The sequence below is a fragment of the Vibrio amylolyticus genome (assembly GCF_023145695.1).
Lineage (GTDB): Bacteria > Pseudomonadota > Gammaproteobacteria > Enterobacterales > Vibrionaceae > Vibrio > Vibrio amylolyticus.
This window is the reverse complement of sequence record NZ_JAJHVV010000006.1, coordinates 112,610-130,514: the sequence shown is the minus strand read 5'-3', so window position 1 is coordinate 130,514 and position 17,905 is coordinate 112,610. Positions and strand designations below refer to the sequence as shown.

Sequence of the window (17,905 nt, the reverse complement as noted above, 5' to 3'; positions counted from 1 at the left end):
TCAGTGCGTTCAAAATATGACTAAGCAAGGAAAGCGAACAATGTTTCGAAGACTAACAGTCGGCTGCCTACTAACGGTCCCTTTGATCACGTATGCTACGCCCCCTATTGATTATTACACTGAGGCTAGAGGTAAGTCCGGGGAGGAGTTAAAGGTCGCCCTGCATTCCATTCTCGACGGTCATTTAGCCTTGAGGTACACAGAGTCCGGTAATGACAACTGGCAAGATGGGCAAAACATCGATGTGTGGGAAGCACTTACCTATACCGACGCTGCGTGTGAGCACGATGGATTTGATTGCGACGAAGTCGTTCTTCTGTACACCGGGAACATCGTGTCAGTAGATACTGCGAATAGAGGCTCCGGAGGTCATGATACATGGGAAAGAGAGCACGTCTGGCCCAAGTCACGAAGCTTCAAGAAGCCCTCCCAAGACGGCTATACAGACCTGCACCACCTAAGACCCGCAGATAGGAATATCAACAATGCTCACTCTAATCTAGGGTATAACGTCGGTGGGGAAAGTCTGTTTGATAAGAAATCAGATGGTACAAAGGTAAGGACTGAAGCGAAAAAGGACAAAGCACAATCGTCATTCGAGCCGCCTGATCGAGCTAAAGGACAAGTCGCAAGAATGCTGTTTTATATGGCGGTGAGATACGAAGAAACAGACAATACGCCAGATGAAAAAATGGGAGATTTACAACTTATCCATGGAAACCAGATCACCAAAGAAGGAAAGATTGGCGATCTCTGTACATTACTGGAATGGCACCACACATTTGGTCCGACAGACTTTGAACGCAGACGAAACGATCGCGTCGCCATCATTCAAGGGAATCGAAATCCTTTTATCGATGAACCTGGCTGGGCGCAACTGATATGGGGACATCAATGCTAGCCGCTAGTTTCGCGAACTGACCTTTTAAAAAGTCACGATGCACAATTTGTGAAACTTACGCCATGTTCAATTCGCTTGAATAAGCTTACAGAGTTCGTTACCGAATGCTCAACTACGCTCCATGAACGGGCTATCAATCAGAAATGCCGGGATTATTTATAGCCTGCGGCTGAATAGGCGGATTGGATTTTCTGAATGTATCTTTGTCGTGCCCACTTGCTGCGTTCTGAAAAACCAGCGTTGTAAGCTCCGACGCTGTTCCAGTTATAACCATGGCTTGCAAAGTTTGACGCTAAAATCCATGCCCCCAATGACACATTGAAACAAGGATCGTAAACGCTCACTTCATTGACGTCGAACTCAGCAAGTTTTGTAAACCAGGACGAATTAATCTGCATGATCCCGTAGTCGCGACTGAGCACTCGACCTGATTTGTCGATGTTTTCATTATATGCCCTTGGGTTAAAATGACTTTCCACCTGTGCAATGGCTCTGAGTAAATCAGGAGACACATTGTAATGTGCGCCAGCCTCATCAAAACAGAACGCTGAGGCCGCACCGGGAAGAAAGAGCAACAGTAAGCCCGAACTTTTCATGATCACAATACTCCGCGTTAAATTCGATGGTTTATTGTCACGCTTATGGCGGCGTCACAGTATTCGTCACGTCTCACTCAACATAGACAGCGACCCGGTAAATCACGGTTAACGCCCAAACAAACCTGAGCCATGGGCTCAGGCGATGAAGCGGTCAAACCGTTATATCCACCCTCTTTCAGCAAAGGACACGACGCTGTCGTGAGAGATCACGAAATGGTCAAGGACTCGCACATCGATTAACGCCAGTGCATCCGTGAGGCGACGAGTGATCTTGCGATCGCTTTGACTCGGCTCTGCCACACCGGAAGGGTGGTTGTGAAAAAAGATCACCGCAGCTGAGTTTCTCTGCAAACTGGCTTTCACCACTTCACGAGGATACACACTCGCTGCGTCAATCGTCCCGGTAAACAGCTCTTCAGTAAAGCGCACTCGATGTTGGCTATCGAGGAATAAGGCACCAAACACTTCGTGCTCGCGCGCGACCAGTGAGGCTTGGCAGTAGGCTTTGGCTAAATCCGGAGAAGTCAGCGCTGGCAGCGTATTGAGGAACAGCTTAGTTCTGAGGATGTCTGCGGCGAGTTCAAGCGCCTTTTTTTCTTCGTCAGTGAACAGGGTGTGGTTTTGGCATGTCAGAGTCAGTGCAATCATCAGGTGATCCTTTTTATCTGTGTCGTTTTCGTCTGACTGCCCGGCGAGCTGACACGGTTTTGATTTGCAAGGGCGCGAAGCGTGCATTTCACCCTTGAAAGTCCAGTTCTGTCAGAGCACGGTTCAAAGGAAGGTACGAAGAGCCAACAGACAAAAGAACCTGATTGATAACCACACTTTCTGCTGCCCACACCCAGTCTCCTTGTACAGACAAAGCGCCCTATTCAGCCGGAGGACACGGTGAACGGTGAGCAGGGCTCGGCTTCTTACCACGGACTCTATCAAGCGCAAGCCCAGCTCGTAGCGACAAGCGGCGCCATGAATATAACCTTAGACGATCCCTAACCCGGTTATACCAAGCGACCTATGAAGCCGTTTATCACCTCCGATTTAAATTGCGTTGACACTCTGCGATGACCAAACTGATCAGATAGAGACCCATTTCAGCTCGACCCGAGCTCTGTGTTTCCTGCGCGACCGAGTCAATAATAAAAGCCATCACCTCAAGTAACTCACTTTCCTGTAGATCGGACATACCTACCTCCAACGAATGATTGAGTAGACCAGTGAACACCATTCTCTTGCTCTGACTGAGGGCGCCATCACATTGTAGTGGCTAATAACTATTAATCATGGTGCCTCAAGGGGATGACCATTTAGGCCGTACGTTCATTTGATCTTCAATCGCCCTACTCCAACCAAGTACCGGAGGAGCAGATATCTGATGTACAGCATAATTAACACGACCGTCAGTTCGATTCTGGCGAGTAAAAATCGGTAGTGACGCTACTCGTTCCAAGAGATACGCATAACGACTTACCGTCTGCCGGCAGAGGTGTGCGGTGTGCGCCACAAGAGAAATGGTCACCGTTCGATTGGCGCGCAGTAAACGCTGGCAAGCGCGAACAATACGGCGAGAGGTATGAATCCGCCGAAGCTGATGAGTTCGACGCGCGGCCATCCGTTGTTTTTCTAATAGGCACAGCCTCTTATCCAAATTCATCACACCGCGCTGACAGTCTGTTCGAGCAAAATATTTATCCCAGGTCCATCGAGAAACACTCTTCACCAACGCCTTCACTTCACTGCAGGGCAAAGGAGACCGACCCATCCTATCCGCGCTATTTTTATATCGCGCGACCCCCTCCACTCGAGATTTAAACTGTGTATAGCTCCCCTTTTCTCGGGCTTTTGCGACAATGCTGTACGCGTACTGGCGTGTCTCTTCAAACAGCGTACAATTTCGAGAGTCAGCGAACACCTCTTCTTGGCGTTGCCAAGGGCAATCTGTCTCAAGTTCAAGGGAATCCGCTAACTCACCAAGTTCGTAGACGCTGCGATGAAGTTCGGTTGTCTGCCACCGAGGGTGAAATGGCGTTTTAGCGACGGGACCGGAATAGCTCAAGTCAGCCTCAAGCCTCAATGCCAGAGCCCGATAAATGGCCTTGAAATACGCAATGGGTTTCGCTCGCGCTTGATCACTCGTGCAAACCGGTACAATGGCATAAAAAAGATGGGCTTTGTTACTAGAGCGATCACGAACAATCAGGTTCGGGGGTGGCAATCCTTCATCTTGCCAGATGTAGGGGTTAGGGAGGGAATGATGCTCATGGTCAATGTCAAAGACCATCCACGCCAACATGTCTTGCCGGTTGACCTGCATATACGGCCATCTAATGGCGTAGCAACGCGGTCTTACGAGCATAGCGGTTTTATTATCGCTGCATCTAGCGAAATAAGGCGCTTCTTCCATTAAGCGAGTCAACGAAGGCACTGATAAAGGCGCCGCGAGTTCTGACTGAGATACCATGCGTTTCCCTCTTTGCCTAGCTACGGACCGATGTTCGTGCATAGGTTATCCCTCCACTCAGTAAGCGTGCTTTTCTGCAAACCATTCGTCTTGTCAATGAGAGGCTAAAAACTAGAGCCAACGTTGCTTGATTCGCCACATGCGCCTCTGCAATCGACACAGTCGAACGTGAATTCGCCCTCGAACGAGCACGTGCGTCGAACACCTTAATTCACGCATCAAAATCAAGAGTTCACGTCGTAAAGGAGAGAGTTGATGTTGGCAAAGAGCCCATCGGATCCGCTTGATATGCCGCAGTCCCCTTTGCATCTCTCCCTCTGTTAATGAGTGAGCCGGTCTATCCTGGCAAGGCTGATGATAGGGGCCAGTCATAACGCCTCCGAACTGGCGTATGGATCCGGTTCATCGATGGCGATCGCATCAGTTACCATACCCAGAGTAACGGGTTGATTGCATTGAATAAGACTATTAATGAGTAACACATGACCGCTGATGCTGGCCTGCGCGGTCTGAACAACCTTGTGCTTCTCGCTCCGTGTAAGCCTCGGCTTTGCGGCATACTCTAACGCCATTCGAGACAGCTCCCCAGAGTACATCGAGCTGTCTAAGGCTCTCTTAACAAAAGAGTCCTCACTGACGTCCAAAGGAATGCGAGCGGTCACGACTCCGAGCCCAAGAAGCAGACAATTCAGGATTGTGTGATTTCCCGTGACTTTGGAGATGGTGATGAGCTCTGTACAACTGAGCACATGAGGCTGCGCAGGATTAAGCTTATTGCGAAGCATAACAGGGCTCATCCCAATACTCTGAGCCAACAAGGTCATGTTCTCTGAATTCGCAAATGCACAACACGCTTCGTTAAATGCCTTTTGTTTAGAGCCACGGAATTCGCACATTGAGTCAATGTCGTTCATAACCAATACTCAATGGAAGACAAACGAGACGAAAACGAAGCCCCAACCAAGAACATTGAGCCACAATGGGCAATGCTCTTTCGTCGGAAATAAGCAAGATAAACGCATGACGGCCTACCCCAACTTTTCCATGGTTTCACGAGTCGCCATTTCAACTAAGGCGATCATGTTGATGAGGGGAGTTTCTTTGCCTTTTGCTTTAGTTTTAATCGGTAAGCGACCATCGGCTACCCAATCTATGATGGTGCGCTTTGGCATTCCAGAGAACTGAGAGTATCGGTCGTACGTCATGAAAGGCGTATTTAGGACTACTTGATATGAGAGCATAGTGATATCCTGTTGGGTACATGAATGTTTAACAAAGGACTATCGAGTTATCGCTCGCAGTCCATCTGAACTGGATTATTGATCGTATATGCGAACAAATCAAGCCAAATTGACCTCTTTTGATTACCAAGGTGGGAAGCTCGTCACAGATCGGCTTCATAAAATCCTTGGAACAAAGACAATTAGAGAACTCGGGGACAGACTCGACGTTTCTGCTTCTACAATAGCCACTTGGCATAAGCGTGGTTTATGCCCGTTTGAAATAGTTCTTAGAGCTCACATGTACACTGGAGCCTTATTGAAGTGGTTAACACTCGGTGAAGGAGAGCCTTTTCCGAACGGAGAATCCCAAAAACATCAATCAAAACGTATAGAGACAAAACTCCTGTTCGATATTGACTCTTTTATTATTAAGAATGGCAAACTAGAAAACCTTCAGACACTAACGTTTGATAAGTCTTATTTGGACGAGATTGAAGTTAGTAATCCAATGGCTATTCGAGAGATTGACTGTACGTACCTTGTTGATAAAGAAAACCAACAAGCGGTTAGTGGAACGTACCTAGTTGATATGGACGGCCTACTCTCTTTAAACCAAATCCAACGTTTGCCAGGCAAAAAACTAGCAATCAGCTTTAACGGTTCAACTCTAACCGTCGAAGAAGATGAAGTAAGGGTTGTAGGTAGAGTCGCGTTCGTGATGGAAAGGCGTTAACGGTTGCACTCATCTGTTTAAGAGCACTCGGAACTAATTTGATTAATAGCGTCACCGATACTTAACAGCCTATTCTCACCCGGACCTCGGGGGAATGGCACGAACACTTTCGCAAAGAATTAAAAAAGGCGCTTGAGCGCCTTTTTTATATCTAGTATTTTCCGTTCAGATGAAATTGGTGGCGTAATACATCCTAATACAACCTTTCATTTTGCCCCAATGTTGTCCCAAAGCCGTATCAGAAAAATTACGTTTGTCGCAAGAGCACATATCTACACTTTCCACAGAGTACTATTATGAATGTACACACCACTCAGATATGTTGTACGCTATTTATAGTCACACATCCTAAACGCTTTTGCTTGCTGCGTTTGGATAGGCCAAGTTCGGGGGAAACTTGGCCGCCCTTCCGATCAATGAACTTCATACCCGTGGATTAAACATGATGGAAGTTCCGCTTATCCATCGACTCTCAATTCAAACTTTGCACAAAAACTCTCCCCAGAAAAACAAACTCTGAATTTAATTTCGTCAATCAAAGGTAATACAAACGATTCAGAAGGTGGGAATGAACCTTAACCATTATTTATGAATTATTTACTACCCCCTTTACATCGATACCTGCACAATGAACTTCGCACAGAGCCACTAGCCTCAACTGGCTTTGTTAAAGGGTATTGACTCAGTCTTTTGCTGGCTCTGTGCACTACTGACACACACGAACAAGAAGCCAATAATATTCAGTCATACACTATTGATATGCGTTTTATCGATCACTCACCTCTTCCCTATTATCACGGCTCTTCTGGCTTGGGGGGATCTTTCTGATGGAAGCGAGTGAACGGATGTAAGTGGGTGAAATGGGAGATAAGTTATCAATAATATATTTGAAACGGTTCAACCTCATATAGTTTAGTTGGGTACAACATTCAATGAGAAATGAGAGCCTGCCATGCATGTACCACAAGGAACCGCAAACAAAGTTATCACTTTTATTCTATGTCTGTCGTTCTTAGCAGGCCCCAGTGCTATTGCAGCTAATCGTTTAGCAGACATACAAACCTTAATTAAAGGGAATGGCGTTGAGGTTGCATCCATAGACCCTCATAAAACACAGGGTGTAGCAGAATCGAATGTGATCCGAGATGTACTTGAAGGATTGGTGATCCAAGATCGATTTGGAAACATTAAACCAGGTGTAGCCAGTCACTGGTCCACCGAAGACAATAAGACATACACGTTTTATCTTAGACCTGACGCTAAGTGGTCGAACGGAACGCCGATAACCGCCGCTGACTTTGTTTTCAGTTTTCAACGTTTAGTGGCTCCCCAAACTGCCTCACCCTACGCTTGGTTTCTTGAACTTGCGACCGTACGAAACGCGAAAGCGATTATCGCAGGGGAAAAAGCCCCCAATCAACTTGGCGTTACCGCTCTTGATGAACGAACATTACGAATAGAGTTAGACGAAGCAACCCCACATTTCGTAATGATGACCAGTCATTCCAGTCTCGTCGCAGTCCCTAAAGCGACCGTTTTGAAATACAAAAATAAATGGATCAGACCAGAAAACTTCGTCGGAAACGGGGCATATACCGTGCTCAGATGGATCATTAACGAACGCATAGACCTCATACGAAACCCTCACTATTGGGATAACGACAATACCACTATTAATCGTGTCTCCATTTTACCGATAGATGATGCCGTTTCAGAAATGAACCGTTTTTTAGCTGGCGAGATAGACATCACATCGACGGTACCTTTAGAGCACTTTCAGAGACTGACAGAACAGCACCCAGAATCAGTCTCTGTTCAGGGGCTTCTGTGCACAAATTACATGCGCTTTAATGCGGTGAGCGCGCCCTTTAATGATGTGCGTATTCGTCGGGCTATTTCTTATGCCATTGACCGTGATGTACTTACTCAAAAAATATTAAAGCAAGGGCAGCGTTCATCTTACACCCTCACGCCAAATAACATAGCAGGCTTCAAGCCAATTCCGCCTGAATACTCAACCTTATCTCAAGAAGAACGCATTGAGTTGGCAAAGCAGTATTTGAAATCAGCAGGGTATGATATCCACAACCCTTTATCTTTTCGGTTATTGTTCCCTACTTCTAACAATCGAAAAAAACTGGCGGTAGCCATACAGTCTATGCTGAAAAAAGCGTTGGGTGTGAATGTGATCCTTGAAAATCAGGAGTGGAAAACTTATCTCAACAACACAAACCTGGGTGAGTTTGAGGGCAGTTTGATTGCGTGGTGTGGCGATTACAATGAAGCATCTACGTTTACTTCATTGATGGAGAGCAACAACACAGCCGGCGGGATCCATTTTAAAAATCAAGACTATGACACAATCGCTCAAATGGCGAGGCAGTCTGTCGAACCTGAGAGGAGAGCGCGATATTATCAAGAAATGGAAAGTTTACTGGCGGATGAAATGCCGATCGCCCCTCTTTATCAGTCAGTGCAAGTACAACTCGTGAGCCCCCGCGTTGGCGGTTATTCTTCCGATAACCCTGAGAATAATGTCTACTCAAAAGATTTGTACATTATTTTACCCCCACCGCTCAAGTAATTATCATTGGCTAAGCCAATATAAGGAATAGTCAAGCCCTACCATTAGTGAGGCTTAATGTTCTATCTCCGGCTTTTGGTCAACGTATGGACAAAGTACTCGTTGACCATAAGCAGGATAAAAATAGGCAGTTTGGACTTTGACTCAGCTTTTGCCCCCTGATGAGCAGTTCAAGAACTTTGTTGCGTAATTCAGTGGAACTAAACCCAGAACCTACGATCTGCTTAACCACTGTCACTCCCACTCGTATCCTTATGCCTAAACCTCGTTACAAAACAACCAACTGGAAACACTATCACCAATCACTCATTAACCGTGGATCTCTGACCTTCTGGATTAATGGAGAGGCTGTAATTGGCTGCGCGCAAAGCCGCTCAAGATGTGAAAACGTCCTTGCCGCCCAATAGAAAACTAAGGGCATTCAAAGTAAATCTCTTGTGGCAACCAGCTTACAAATTCCGTTAACTCATTGCTAGGAAAGGGTGGCTATCGCAGCTTGTCGAGAGCGGTAAAGCCCTCAATCAATCAGATCTCGCGTTCTCAAGTAAGGCTTCTCAAATAAAAGCTCAACTCATTCATACGAGTACGTTTTTTGAGAAAACGTTTTGATGTGTTCCGGCGTTCGCTTTTGAAGCTCTACAATCAATAGACCTTATTGATTGTCCATTGAGAGGTGATAGTGAGAGCGACTGCGTTCCACCATGTTTGTCAGGTGTGTATCACGTTGACGCTTGAAGTTGCAAGCAGACGTTTTTGAAAGGGAACATTGATGCGTATAAATAAAAAAAGACTGGGAATATAAGCACATTAAAAAAGTGGTTATTGCCTAATCAGACTATACTTAAAGTTAACCTTGAGATGACATATGGTAGTTGTCATGAAAACTTTAATGATTGTATTACTCACCTGTTTTTGCTTACCAGCACTCGCAGGTAAGATATTGCTCATCGAAAGCTATCACTCTGAATTTCCTTGGGACAAAGAATATATCCAGGGAATAGAAAGTCAAATCGATGCGAGTCATCAGTTTGATACCTTTCAAATGAACACCAAGCGTATCCCACAGGAGCAGTTCGAGCCCATGGCGGAAAAGGCTTGGAGCTATTACCAACAAGTGAAACCAGATATTGTTATTCTTGGTGATGATAATGCTCTCAAATATATGCTTCCTAAATTATATGACGAGCCCATTAGTATTATTTTCTTAGGGATTAACTCCAACCCAAGATGGATCCTTTCAAAATATAAAGGCCAAGCCCAAATTACCGGGATATTGGAGCGACCTTTATTGCTTAAAAACATCAAGGATATCGCTGATTTGATGTCGTTGAAACAAGGAAAAGTCCTGGTACTGTTTGATTCAGGAACGACTTCTGAAATAGCTAACTCATTCATTAGTAGGAAATTTAACGCCGCCAAAACCCACCTAAACATTAACATTGACTCTCATAATATAGGAACGATTAACGAATGGAAGAGCACAGTCTCTGACGCAAAAAACCAGGGATACGACGCGATAATGATTGGCTTATATCACACGCTGATCGACGATAACAATAACAACGTTGACGCAAATAGTGTTCTGTCATGGACAAATCAACATTCGCCCCTTCCTCTGTTTGGATTTTGGGACTTTTCTGTTGGTAAGGGGAAAACCATTGGTGGTGTGGTTTTATTTGGCGAAAGCCAAGGTGCTGCTGCTGGAGTGGTTGCCCGGCAGATACTTAAAGGCAAACCCGTCTCTTCAATTCCTATTGCAACAGGCAAGAAAGGGAAAGCAATTTATAGTGAGCATGAAGCGGCTCGTTGGAACTTAACACCGCCGGCACATTGGGCAGGTACGGATTAGGTTACATAAAATACTCCTGTTAGGCCTGCTTATGGTGTATATAAATGAAAGTGGATGGCAACAGCAAACAGCGCGTCTTAAGGATATAACGGCATTGTACAGTAAGGCCTACTAGATAGTTTAATCGATGCACGACAGGTTACATATCGTCGAATAACAGCTCTACCGTTGTTATCGTGAACTAATCAGGTGACTTATGAGTAAAAGTAAGCAATTCGAAGACAGCATTAATCATCCGCTTTATAGTCGGATTGGTCGTCGTATCATTCTTATTATTCTTATTTTGAGTGGTTTTATTACTCTGTTAACAACTTTGACGCAACTCTATTGGGATTACAATAGAGAGTTCAATGGTGTTGATCAGCGTCACCATGAAGTTCAAGTGGTTCATGCGCCTTTGCTCGCCTCGTCACTATGGGGGTTTGAACTCATTGCTTTGCAGCAAAGACTAGATGGATTGGTTAATCTACCTAAAATCGATTACTTGCTTATCACATCAGAAGAATACTCATTTTCTGCAGGGGAGCAAATGAGTGACGATGCCATTTCGTCTACTTTCCCGCTTGTATATGCAGAAAGTGATGTGGATAAACCTGAGGTGATCGGCGTTATTTACATAGAGTCGGATGCCCAACGTATTTACCACTCTCTAATTAAAGAGTTTTTGCTAACCTTAGGTCTCAATGCCCTAAAGACCACATTCGTATGCTTTCTCATTTTAAAGGTCTTCCATGAAAGCATCAATCGTCGTATTTTCATCATCGCCAAATATCTCAAAAATTACTCTCCAAGACACCCACCAGAAGAACCACTTGTACTTTTTTATACACCTTGGATCATGGAAAAGAATGACGAACTCAATTGGCTTGCCGATGAAACAATGAGAATAACGAATAACGTAACGAAGCTATATACCAACGTAAAATTAGAGCAAGAGCGCCTCAGTGACTTCACTCAGGTTTCCTCGGACTGGTTATGGGAAACGGATATGCAAGGGAAGCTCACTTACGGCTCTGAATCCATGTTAGAGGCACTTGATCTGGACATGTTGAATAAACCGGATATTTTTGATATCCCGGAGTTCAAAGATTTGAATAAACTTCATAAAGCAATCCGGTCTTCAAATGATTTCTCGATGTGTTCTGAAACCATCATTATTCACGGCGTGACTTATCATATGCTTTTTCAAGCATTAGCAAGATTTTCGGATGACAAATTCATCGGTTACCGGGGGACTTGCATTAATATCACCGAGCTAAAATCCGCACAACTGAAATTAGAAGCCCTCAATGAAAATTTGGAGCATGCGGTTGCGGCGAGAACATTAGATCTCAAAGAGAGTATGGAGCAACTAAAACAGGCTCAGGAACAGCTCATCGAGTCTGAAAAATTAGCCGCACTTGGTGGTTTGGTAGCTGGAGTAGCTCATGAAGTGAATACCCCACTGGGTATTGCTGTCACCGCGGCCTCTTTAATCCAAGATCTAACCATCGAGATCAGTAACGAGGTTTCGAGTGAATCCTTTCCCAATGCCCACTTTTATGAACTGATGGAACAAATTGGCGAGACTAACGTCATGCTGACAAACAACCTTGGACGTGCAGCGGCTCTTATTAAAGACTTTAAACAAACCGCCGTCGATCAAATTTCAGAAGTCCAAATAGAGTTTGAAGTCCAACAAGTCCTAGAAGCGCTAATGACGAGCCTAAAACCTGAGACTAAACGAGTATCAGTCACACCTACAATTGATGGCGATCCAATGGTAACGATGAATAGTTTACCGGGCGTTCTAACACAAATTATCTCCAACCTTGTGATGAACAGTATTAATCATGCATTCGACGATCAAGAGAAGCCAACGATTTCGATTAATTACTATCAACGTGATAATGATATTGTTCTCATCTACAAAGATAATGGTTCCGGTGTTGAAGCGTCCCTACACCACAAAATTTTTGAGCCCTTTTTTACGAGTAAACGCGGTAAGGGTGGTAGCGGTCTAGGGCTCAATTTGGTGTTTAATCTCATAAAGCAGAAATTATGTGGTCAGCTGAAGTTTGAATCCGAACTTGGTCAAGGAGTAACATTTACACTTACCTTGCCAAGGACATTATCGACACTTTAGCCATTTAGATCCAACCGGGTGACGACCACTTAACTGTGTTCTATTATGAATGAGCTCTCGTGCATGCAACATATAGCTTGTTTTTGGTCGTCGGTTTAAGCTCGTTTAACTTGTCATTCTTAAAGCTGGAAGTCGACTACTTCACTCTTGTAAATGGAAAGCTGGTAGGAAATGAAACGTTAGCATTCGATAAAAGCTATCTAGATAAGCTTGGCGTAAAGAATGTAATAGGCATCGAACACGATGGAACTACATTTATTGTCGATAAAGAAGTTCGCCAGGCAGTAAGTGGCTCGTACCTAGTTGATATGGACGGCCTACTCTCTTTAAACCAAATCCAACGTTTACCAGGCAAGGAATTAGCGATCAGCTTTAACGGCTCGACTCTAACAGTCGAAGAACATGAAGTTAGGGTTGTGGGTAGAGTGGCGTTGGTTATGGAGAAGAAGTGATGAGTAGCATGGCAAGGCCATGCTATATTTTTATCTCAGTTAGGGTACTTTGAGCTAGAGAAAAAATTTCCATTCTTTTGCTAGCCTCTTCAAATGAGATCAGCCCACCTCTCATTTCTTCCGATGTAAGTACCATTAACTCACTAAGTCGAACGTTTATATCCTGCTTAGTTTGCTGTAGTTGCCTAAGGTAGCGATAATAAACTCTATTAGGTCGATTAAGAAGCATCTTCTTAATCATATATTGGGCGGGGTTCTTTAAAGGTACAAGTACACCTTTATTTACTGTCATATATTCATGAATATCTTCAACAAAACGATCAATATAACCAGCATTGTTAGAATACGTTGATCCATCAATGGTGTTACGACATCCATGCCAATCACTTGATTTAAGTACGTTACATTTTTGGCAAGATAGATGAAGGTTATAAGGATGAATGGCTGTGATTGTAAACTTTGTAGCAAAAACTTTCTTTGGCCTAAAATGGTCTAGAGATAATGGATCTCCACCATTTTCCATACGAGTGATGTCACAATAAACACAACGATGTTTGCAATCGTTCTCTATATTATTGTAATTCTCGGCATAAGAAGCGTAAAAACCACCTCGCTGGCTATAATAATGCTCTTCACTTTTGCGTACTAATCCAGGAAAAAACATACTACTTTTTCTCTCCCATCGAAGCTAATAGCTCTTCTAACTCACCTAATATCTTGTCATTCTCATCTAAAGCCTCTAAATCTTTTTCACCGACTAACGATTCAGTTTTTAGAAGGGGTTTAATCCTAAACAACTCCAAAGACTCAAGTTCAGTCATTTCAACCTCACTTAATCCTTCACTCATTGACTTAGTTAACAGTCGATCATATTTTTCTTTTTTCTCTGAGACTAAAGCATCGGTATTAGCTATATGACGGGATAAAAGTTTCTTGACGTGTTCTTTATAAGAATCCTGTTCTATTTGCCCTTTATCCAATACATATTCCACACTTCCACAAATAGGCTCCAAACTAGAAGGCTGACTAGTCAAAATATAAATTGGCATTATTTCATAAATATTCCTTAGTTCTTCAGATAATTCAGACCCTTTATATTCTGTTTTAGCTGAAACACTAAGCTTCTCATCAATAATTATTGACTTTACATCTTGGATATCAGCGATCACTGATATCATGTCGGCTAACTTTTTATTTGGAGAAATGCTAACGACATTAAATTTATCATCGTATAAATCGTCTATTACCTCAGAAAATACATCTCTTGAAGCTTCTTCATCATCTATATATATAACATTCAATTTTATATCACTCATTATCTTTTCGGAATCCTAATTGTGAACTTAGCACCACCTAGAGATGAGCAGTTACTAGCTTGTATTTGCCCTCCCATATGATCTTCAACATGAGTCTTAACTATGGCAAGCCCCATACCTGTACCTATCGAATTGCCACTTTTATCTCTTTTTCCACTGACCATCGGGAGGAAAATATTCTCCTCACTATTACTCTCTAAACCTACACCATTATCTGCGAACGTAAGAACATATTCATCGACACTATCCTCAAGCCTTGCTTCAATAACACGAGTTGACGTTTGTGTTTCTAACGCCCATATAGCATTGGTAAACATGTTAATTATAATACTCTCCCAATCGATCTCAAAAGAAAACACTCTAAATTCACTATCTATACTAAGTTCATTTATAATTTTGAATTCAACATCCATCTTATCAAGAGTATCTTTCAGCATCGTCGATATATAATTCAACACTGTTAATACATTAACTTTCGTTCTTTTTCTTTTGTCTGGTTTTATATTATCTAGTGCAAACTTAGAAAAATTATCTACATACATAGCACCTTCTAACGCATGTTTTGATAACCGTCGACATCGTTCTATATTATCATCCGGTTCCGGTATTCTGTTTAATCTCTTAATTACACTAGATATACCGCTCATAGCTAAAGAGGAATGCTGCCTTACCTCATGCCCAAAACTAATTGTAAGTATCCCGATTGAAGCAAGGTTAGATAGAGTATCTTTTTGATACTCCATATCCGAAATCTGTTCACTATAAGTAGCAATCAAATCATTTACTTTATCTTGGATCACTTCTTGCCTTTTAGCCAAATTCGCGATTTTAGCGAGCTCAGCTTCTAGAAGTTTTTCTGGTGATAGTTTAGGCTTACTCCCTTTTTTTCCTTTATTTTTTTTACTTCTTTTACTTTCTTTAATATTGCTAATATTATTGAGAACTTGATTATATTCTTCACTATATTTTTTACTTTCCTTCTCAACCCAAGCGGCTAACTCTTCAGATAAGTTTACGTCTGTATTTTGCTTAGCATCCTTATGTGCCAGGGTTTCAAAAGATTCAATAGTTTTAATTAAAAAAACTCTTAGCTGGTCGAATGCCTCATTCTCAACAATCCCTTCTCTATTAGCTTGATCATTCAGGATAGCGTTTTCATTTCTTGAAATGATAACTGAACCGACAATTTGATTTGGACCAATTTTCCACCCACCTTGGCTTATACCACCAGGACTACTGGCCTTGCGAAAACCTAAACCTAGCCAGTCGCCTTTACCTGTAGGTTCTCCATAAGGTCTTACCCTAAAAAAGTCTCTATACAAGCGCACTCCCTGGTTCAATCTCATGAACTCACGGAAATTTTTTGCTTTAAGGTTAACTCTCTTTAAATCTTCGGTACCTTGCGACATATAGTAGAACTCGAAAGAAACAGGGCCAAAATTAGCTTTTTTGCCAGCTCCTTTTATCCAATTATGCCATGGGATTGGTTCTAACTTTATTGTCTCATTAGATATTTTATTATGATATTCAACTCCAACATTTCCGTCTGTATCAACCATCCCTTTAACGTGCCAACGTGCTGCGTCCAAAATATGTTCAGAGGAAATCTCTATGTTTTGATTTTTACCATCTCGTTCAATATTAAGTTTTATCTTGAAATCATTCATAGATTTGAATGGAGAAACGAGAAGCCTTAACTCATTAACAAGTACTTCAACAAACGAATCTGACCAATTGTCTGTCAAGTCGTGTAATACAAGCCTAGTGCCTTGAGTTTTTTCATCAAGATTAGATTTCCCATATTTATCAGATACTTTACCAACCACCTCATAAATATCATGCTCAATATCAGACAGACCGACATCTACACCTTCGTATTTTTTCCAATCTACTTCCAGAAGAAGTGGAGCCTTCATATCAGCTGTCTTAGTGAATAATTGTAACTTCTTACATAATCTATCAACGCCCAACCGACCTAAGCCCTTCGCACCTGCTCTGAGCCGCTTTTTTACTGGCGAATAAGCATTATAGACTTTGTTACTTGTTCCTATTTTCAACCAGTTATTTGTCAATGTAGCATAATCCATACCCAAGCCATTATCCTCAATGACCAGAGTATTGACACCTTTGCTATCTAGTAAGAATTTTATTGATATTTCTTCAGCATCCGCGTCATAAGAATTTTTAATCAGCTCAGAAATCGCTACCGTAGAACTAGAAATACTCTCTCGACCTAACTGCATCGTCACTCGAGCAGACAACTCAAAAGGTTTTGACTCTAATTTTTTAATCTTCATCATTATGTTCCCTCAATGGGGATATCCTTAATTACCGTAACAGTTAGATGACGTAATCTAATTCGTTCATTCAAAAATTCATTAGTTTGATTAGATTTCAATACTTTAAGTATTTTTTTGCAATCTCTAAGTGTCGAGCTTTTGGGCTTAATCACAATCATATGATTTTCTATCGCCACCGCTTCTTTCAAATTTATGATGGTCGCTGAAGCGCGATACCTATCTGAAGGGCTAGATGTTCGCTTAATAACGACAAAGGGTGGCTCTAACACTGTACCAGAAAATCTTCGAAATTCAGTAGGTTCCGTTACAGTCTGCCAATTAGGAGAGTTTTTGGGATGAAAGTATGGGTATGACTCTCCTTCTTCTGGATCACGGTAAGCAACCAAAGGTCCAATACAAACATCGTAACGTTCAGACAGCGCTGTGTATTCACCAAGGTCTTCATGCCAAGCAATTTCTTCTTGGTTATCTTCTTCCAAATTGCCGTGAAGGATAAATACGTCCACATCAGTTTTGGAATTAAATCTTCCCCATACATTACATTGCGCATTAACTTGACTAGACGTGAATGTTCTAAAGCCTTCATATCGGCTACCAGAGCGAAGTACATCAGGTAAAATTGCACTAATGTTGCAGTCTAAAGGTAAAAGTCTTAAGTACTTATCAAAAATAACGCCTGCTGCATTTACCTTTCCAACCTTCCAATAATTTTCTCGTGGAGAAGGCCAACTTGTAAATGGAGGGTTCATTATGCTGTGAGTAACAGTTGCCAACTCGTCGGAATCTACCATCAAAGCGTCACCGCACTTAATATGCGTCAGCATTGCCAAAGCCGCATCAATACTGCAGTCTTTTTTTACTCCTCTATAGAGAGCCTCAATTACAATTCTTAATCTAGTTGCTTCGACAAAGGATTCATGAATATCGTAGCCCCAAAGAACTCCACCCCACTTTTCAAGTGTTTTTGATAACGTAGATTCAACCCCTAACCTTCTAGAGCATTCAATAAGTAAGTTACCAGCTCCACAAGTAGGATCTAACACTACTGAATCAAATGTTATTGGTGCTTGGAATAAATTCACTGCAGTTGCAGCTAATTCTGCTCCCGTAAAAAAGCTACCTGCTTCACGCATTTCTTCTATAGTTAAGCACTCTCTAAGTACAACATCTATTGAATCAAGGTTTACCATTTCACCTAAAACACTGGTGTCTAGATGGTCTTCTTCTGACTCTAAAAATTCACGTAAGGAAGAGTTATGTTTATTGAGCTGATTCATCACTAGCAACTGCAGAGGGTAATTTAGCTAATATATCACACAATGAGTCTACCTTCACCATTAAGTAAGACCTAACCACTTGATATAA

The 17,905-nt window shown here is 42.5% G+C and carries 15 protein-coding genes and 2 pseudogenes; 7 read left to right on the top strand and 10 right to left on the bottom strand.

What is annotated here, in order from left to right; genetic code table 11:
- The first annotated feature begins 16 nt into the window (after nucleotides 1–16).
- Nucleotides 17–901, top strand: a complete 885-nt coding sequence (locus KP803_RS10885) for an endonuclease I family protein (RefSeq protein ID WP_345791556.1) — start codon at nucleotides 17–19, stop codon at nucleotides 899–901.
- Between the two features lie 152 nt (nucleotides 902–1,053).
- On the opposite strand, the gene KP803_RS10880 is transcribed toward KP803_RS10885, so the two are convergent.
- The 6 genes from KP803_RS10880 to KP803_RS10855 form a co-directional block, all read right to left on the bottom strand.
- On the bottom strand, nucleotides 1,054–1,497 hold the full coding sequence (locus KP803_RS10880) for a lytic transglycosylase domain-containing protein (protein WP_248008865.1): 444 nt from the start codon (nucleotides 1,495–1,497) through the stop codon (nucleotides 1,054–1,056).
- Between the two features lie 162 nt (nucleotides 1,498–1,659).
- On the bottom strand, nucleotides 1,660–2,148 hold the full coding sequence (gene radC / locus KP803_RS10875) for a RadC family protein (RefSeq protein ID WP_248008864.1): 489 nt from the start codon (nucleotides 2,146–2,148) through the stop codon (nucleotides 1,660–1,662).
- A 379-nt stretch (nucleotides 2,149–2,527) separates the two neighbouring features.
- Complete coding sequence (locus KP803_RS10870) at nucleotides 2,528–2,683, bottom strand: hypothetical protein (protein WP_248008863.1); 156 nt, start codon at nucleotides 2,681–2,683, stop codon at nucleotides 2,528–2,530.
- A 105-nt stretch (nucleotides 2,684–2,788) separates the two neighbouring features.
- A complete protein-coding gene (locus tag KP803_RS10865; protein ID WP_345791559.1) occupies nucleotides 2,789–3,958 on the bottom strand; it encodes a replication initiation protein in 1,170 nt (389 codons plus the stop codon).
- A gap of 368 nt (nucleotides 3,959–4,326) precedes the next feature.
- Nucleotides 4,327–4,872 carry a phage regulatory CII family protein gene (locus tag KP803_RS10860; protein WP_248008861.1) on the bottom strand — a complete coding sequence of 182 codons (546 nt, stop codon included), beginning with the start codon at nucleotides 4,870–4,872 and terminating at the stop codon, nucleotides 4,327–4,329.
- Nucleotides 4,873–4,986: 114 nt separating this feature from the next.
- Nucleotides 4,987–5,199, bottom strand: a complete 213-nt coding sequence (locus KP803_RS10855; RefSeq protein WP_248008860.1) for a hypothetical protein — start codon at nucleotides 5,197–5,199, stop codon at nucleotides 4,987–4,989.
- An 88-nt stretch (nucleotides 5,200–5,287) separates the two neighbouring features.
- On the opposite strand from KP803_RS10855, the gene KP803_RS10850 reads away from it, so the two are divergent.
- The 6 genes and pseudogenes from KP803_RS10850 to KP803_RS10825 all read left to right on the top strand — a co-directional run.
- Entirely contained in the window at nucleotides 5,288–5,914 is a 627-nt protein-coding gene (locus KP803_RS10850) for a helix-turn-helix domain-containing protein (protein ID WP_248008859.1), read from the top strand.
- Nucleotides 5,915–6,866: 952 nt separating this feature from the next.
- Complete coding sequence (locus KP803_RS10845; RefSeq protein ID WP_248008858.1) at nucleotides 6,867–8,498, top strand: ABC transporter substrate-binding protein; 1,632 nt, start codon at nucleotides 6,867–6,869, stop codon at nucleotides 8,496–8,498.
- A gap of 254 nt (nucleotides 8,499–8,752) precedes the next feature.
- A pseudogene (locus KP803_RS10840) lies at nucleotides 8,753–8,851 on the top strand (IS5/IS1182 family transposase); the annotation flags it as partial.
- A 524-nt stretch (nucleotides 8,852–9,375) separates the two neighbouring features.
- Nucleotides 9,376–10,347 carry an ABC transporter substrate-binding protein gene (locus KP803_RS10835; RefSeq protein ID WP_248008857.1) on the top strand — a complete coding sequence of 324 codons (972 nt, stop codon included), beginning with the start codon at nucleotides 9,376–9,378 and terminating at the stop codon, nucleotides 10,345–10,347.
- Nucleotides 10,348–10,543: 196 nt separating this feature from the next.
- Nucleotides 10,544–12,472, top strand: a complete 1,929-nt coding sequence (locus tag KP803_RS10830) for a PAS domain-containing sensor histidine kinase (protein WP_248008856.1) — start codon at nucleotides 10,544–10,546, stop codon at nucleotides 12,470–12,472.
- A gap of 128 nt (nucleotides 12,473–12,600) precedes the next feature.
- Nucleotides 12,601–12,924, top strand: a pseudogene (locus KP803_RS10825) (S24/S26 family peptidase); the annotation flags it as partial.
- Nucleotides 12,925–12,946: 22 nt separating this feature from the next.
- On the opposite strand, the gene KP803_RS10820 reads toward KP803_RS10825, so the two are convergent.
- The 4 genes from KP803_RS10820 to KP803_RS10805 are packed head-to-tail and all read right to left on the bottom strand — an operon-like array spanning nucleotide 12,947 to nucleotide 17,817.
- Nucleotides 12,947–13,588 carry an HNH endonuclease gene (locus tag KP803_RS10820; protein WP_248008855.1) on the bottom strand — a complete coding sequence of 214 codons (642 nt, stop codon included), beginning with the start codon at nucleotides 13,586–13,588 and terminating at the stop codon, nucleotides 12,947–12,949.
- A gap of 1 nt (nucleotide 13,589) precedes the next feature.
- Entirely contained in the window at nucleotides 13,590–14,240 is a 651-nt protein-coding gene (locus KP803_RS10815) for a hypothetical protein (RefSeq protein ID WP_248008854.1), read from the bottom strand.
- Nucleotides 14,240–16,540: a sensor histidine kinase gene (locus tag KP803_RS10810; protein WP_248008853.1), complete on the bottom strand. Its 2,301-nt coding sequence runs from the start codon at nucleotides 16,538–16,540 to the stop codon at nucleotides 14,240–14,242. Before KP803_RS10810 ends, KP803_RS10815 begins: the two co-directional genes overlap by 1 nt.
- A complete protein-coding gene (locus tag KP803_RS10805) occupies nucleotides 16,540–17,817 on the bottom strand; it encodes an N-6 DNA methylase (protein ID WP_248008852.1) in 1,278 nt (425 codons plus the stop codon). The genes KP803_RS10810 and KP803_RS10805 overlap by 1 nt, the downstream gene beginning before the upstream one ends.
- Nucleotides 17,818–17,905 lie beyond the last annotated feature (88 nt).

Bases quoted from the DNA above. Each gene is read 5' to 3' on its own strand.
- KP803_RS10865 (WP_345791559.1), bottom strand. From the start codon at position 3,958: ATGGTATCTCAGTCAGAACTCGCGGCGCCTTTATCAGTGCCTTCGTTG.
- KP803_RS10830 (WP_248008856.1), top strand. From the start codon at position 10,544: ATGAGTAAAAGTAAGCAATTCGAAGACAGCATTAATCATCCGCTTTAT.
- KP803_RS10885 (WP_345791556.1), top strand. From the start codon at position 17: ATGACTAAGCAAGGAAAGCGAACAATGTTTCGAAGACTAACAGTCGGC.
- KP803_RS10835 (WP_248008857.1), top strand. From the start codon at position 9,376: ATGAAAACTTTAATGATTGTATTACTCACCTGTTTTTGCTTACCAGCA.
- KP803_RS10845 (WP_248008858.1), top strand. From the start codon at position 6,867: ATGCATGTACCACAAGGAACCGCAAACAAAGTTATCACTTTTATTCTA.
- KP803_RS10880 (WP_248008865.1), bottom strand. From the start codon at position 1,497: ATGAAAAGTTCGGGCTTACTGTTGCTCTTTCTTCCCGGTGCGGCCTCA.
- KP803_RS10815 (WP_248008854.1), bottom strand. From the start codon at position 14,240: ATGAGTGATATAAAATTGAATGTTATATATATAGATGATGAAGAAGCT.
- KP803_RS10870 (WP_248008863.1), bottom strand. From the start codon at position 2,683: ATGTCCGATCTACAGGAAAGTGAGTTACTTGAGGTGATGGCTTTTATT.
- radC (WP_248008864.1), bottom strand. From the start codon at position 2,148: ATGATTGCACTGACTCTGACATGCCAAAACCACACCCTGTTCACTGAC.
- KP803_RS10820 (WP_248008855.1), bottom strand. From the start codon at position 13,588: ATGTTTTTTCCTGGATTAGTACGCAAAAGTGAAGAGCATTATTATAGC.
- KP803_RS10855 (WP_248008860.1), bottom strand. From the start codon at position 5,199: ATGCTCTCATATCAAGTAGTCCTAAATACGCCTTTCATGACGTACGAC.
- KP803_RS10810 (WP_248008853.1), bottom strand. From the start codon at position 16,540: ATGATGAAGATTAAAAAATTAGAGTCAAAACCTTTTGAGTTGTCTGCT.
- KP803_RS10805 (WP_248008852.1), bottom strand. From the start codon at position 17,817: ATGAATCAGCTCAATAAACATAACTCTTCCTTACGTGAATTTTTAGAG.
- KP803_RS10850 (WP_248008859.1), top strand. From the start codon at position 5,288: ATGCGAACAAATCAAGCCAAATTGACCTCTTTTGATTACCAAGGTGGG.
- KP803_RS10860 (WP_248008861.1), bottom strand. From the start codon at position 4,872: ATGAACGACATTGACTCAATGTGCGAATTCCGTGGCTCTAAACAAAAG.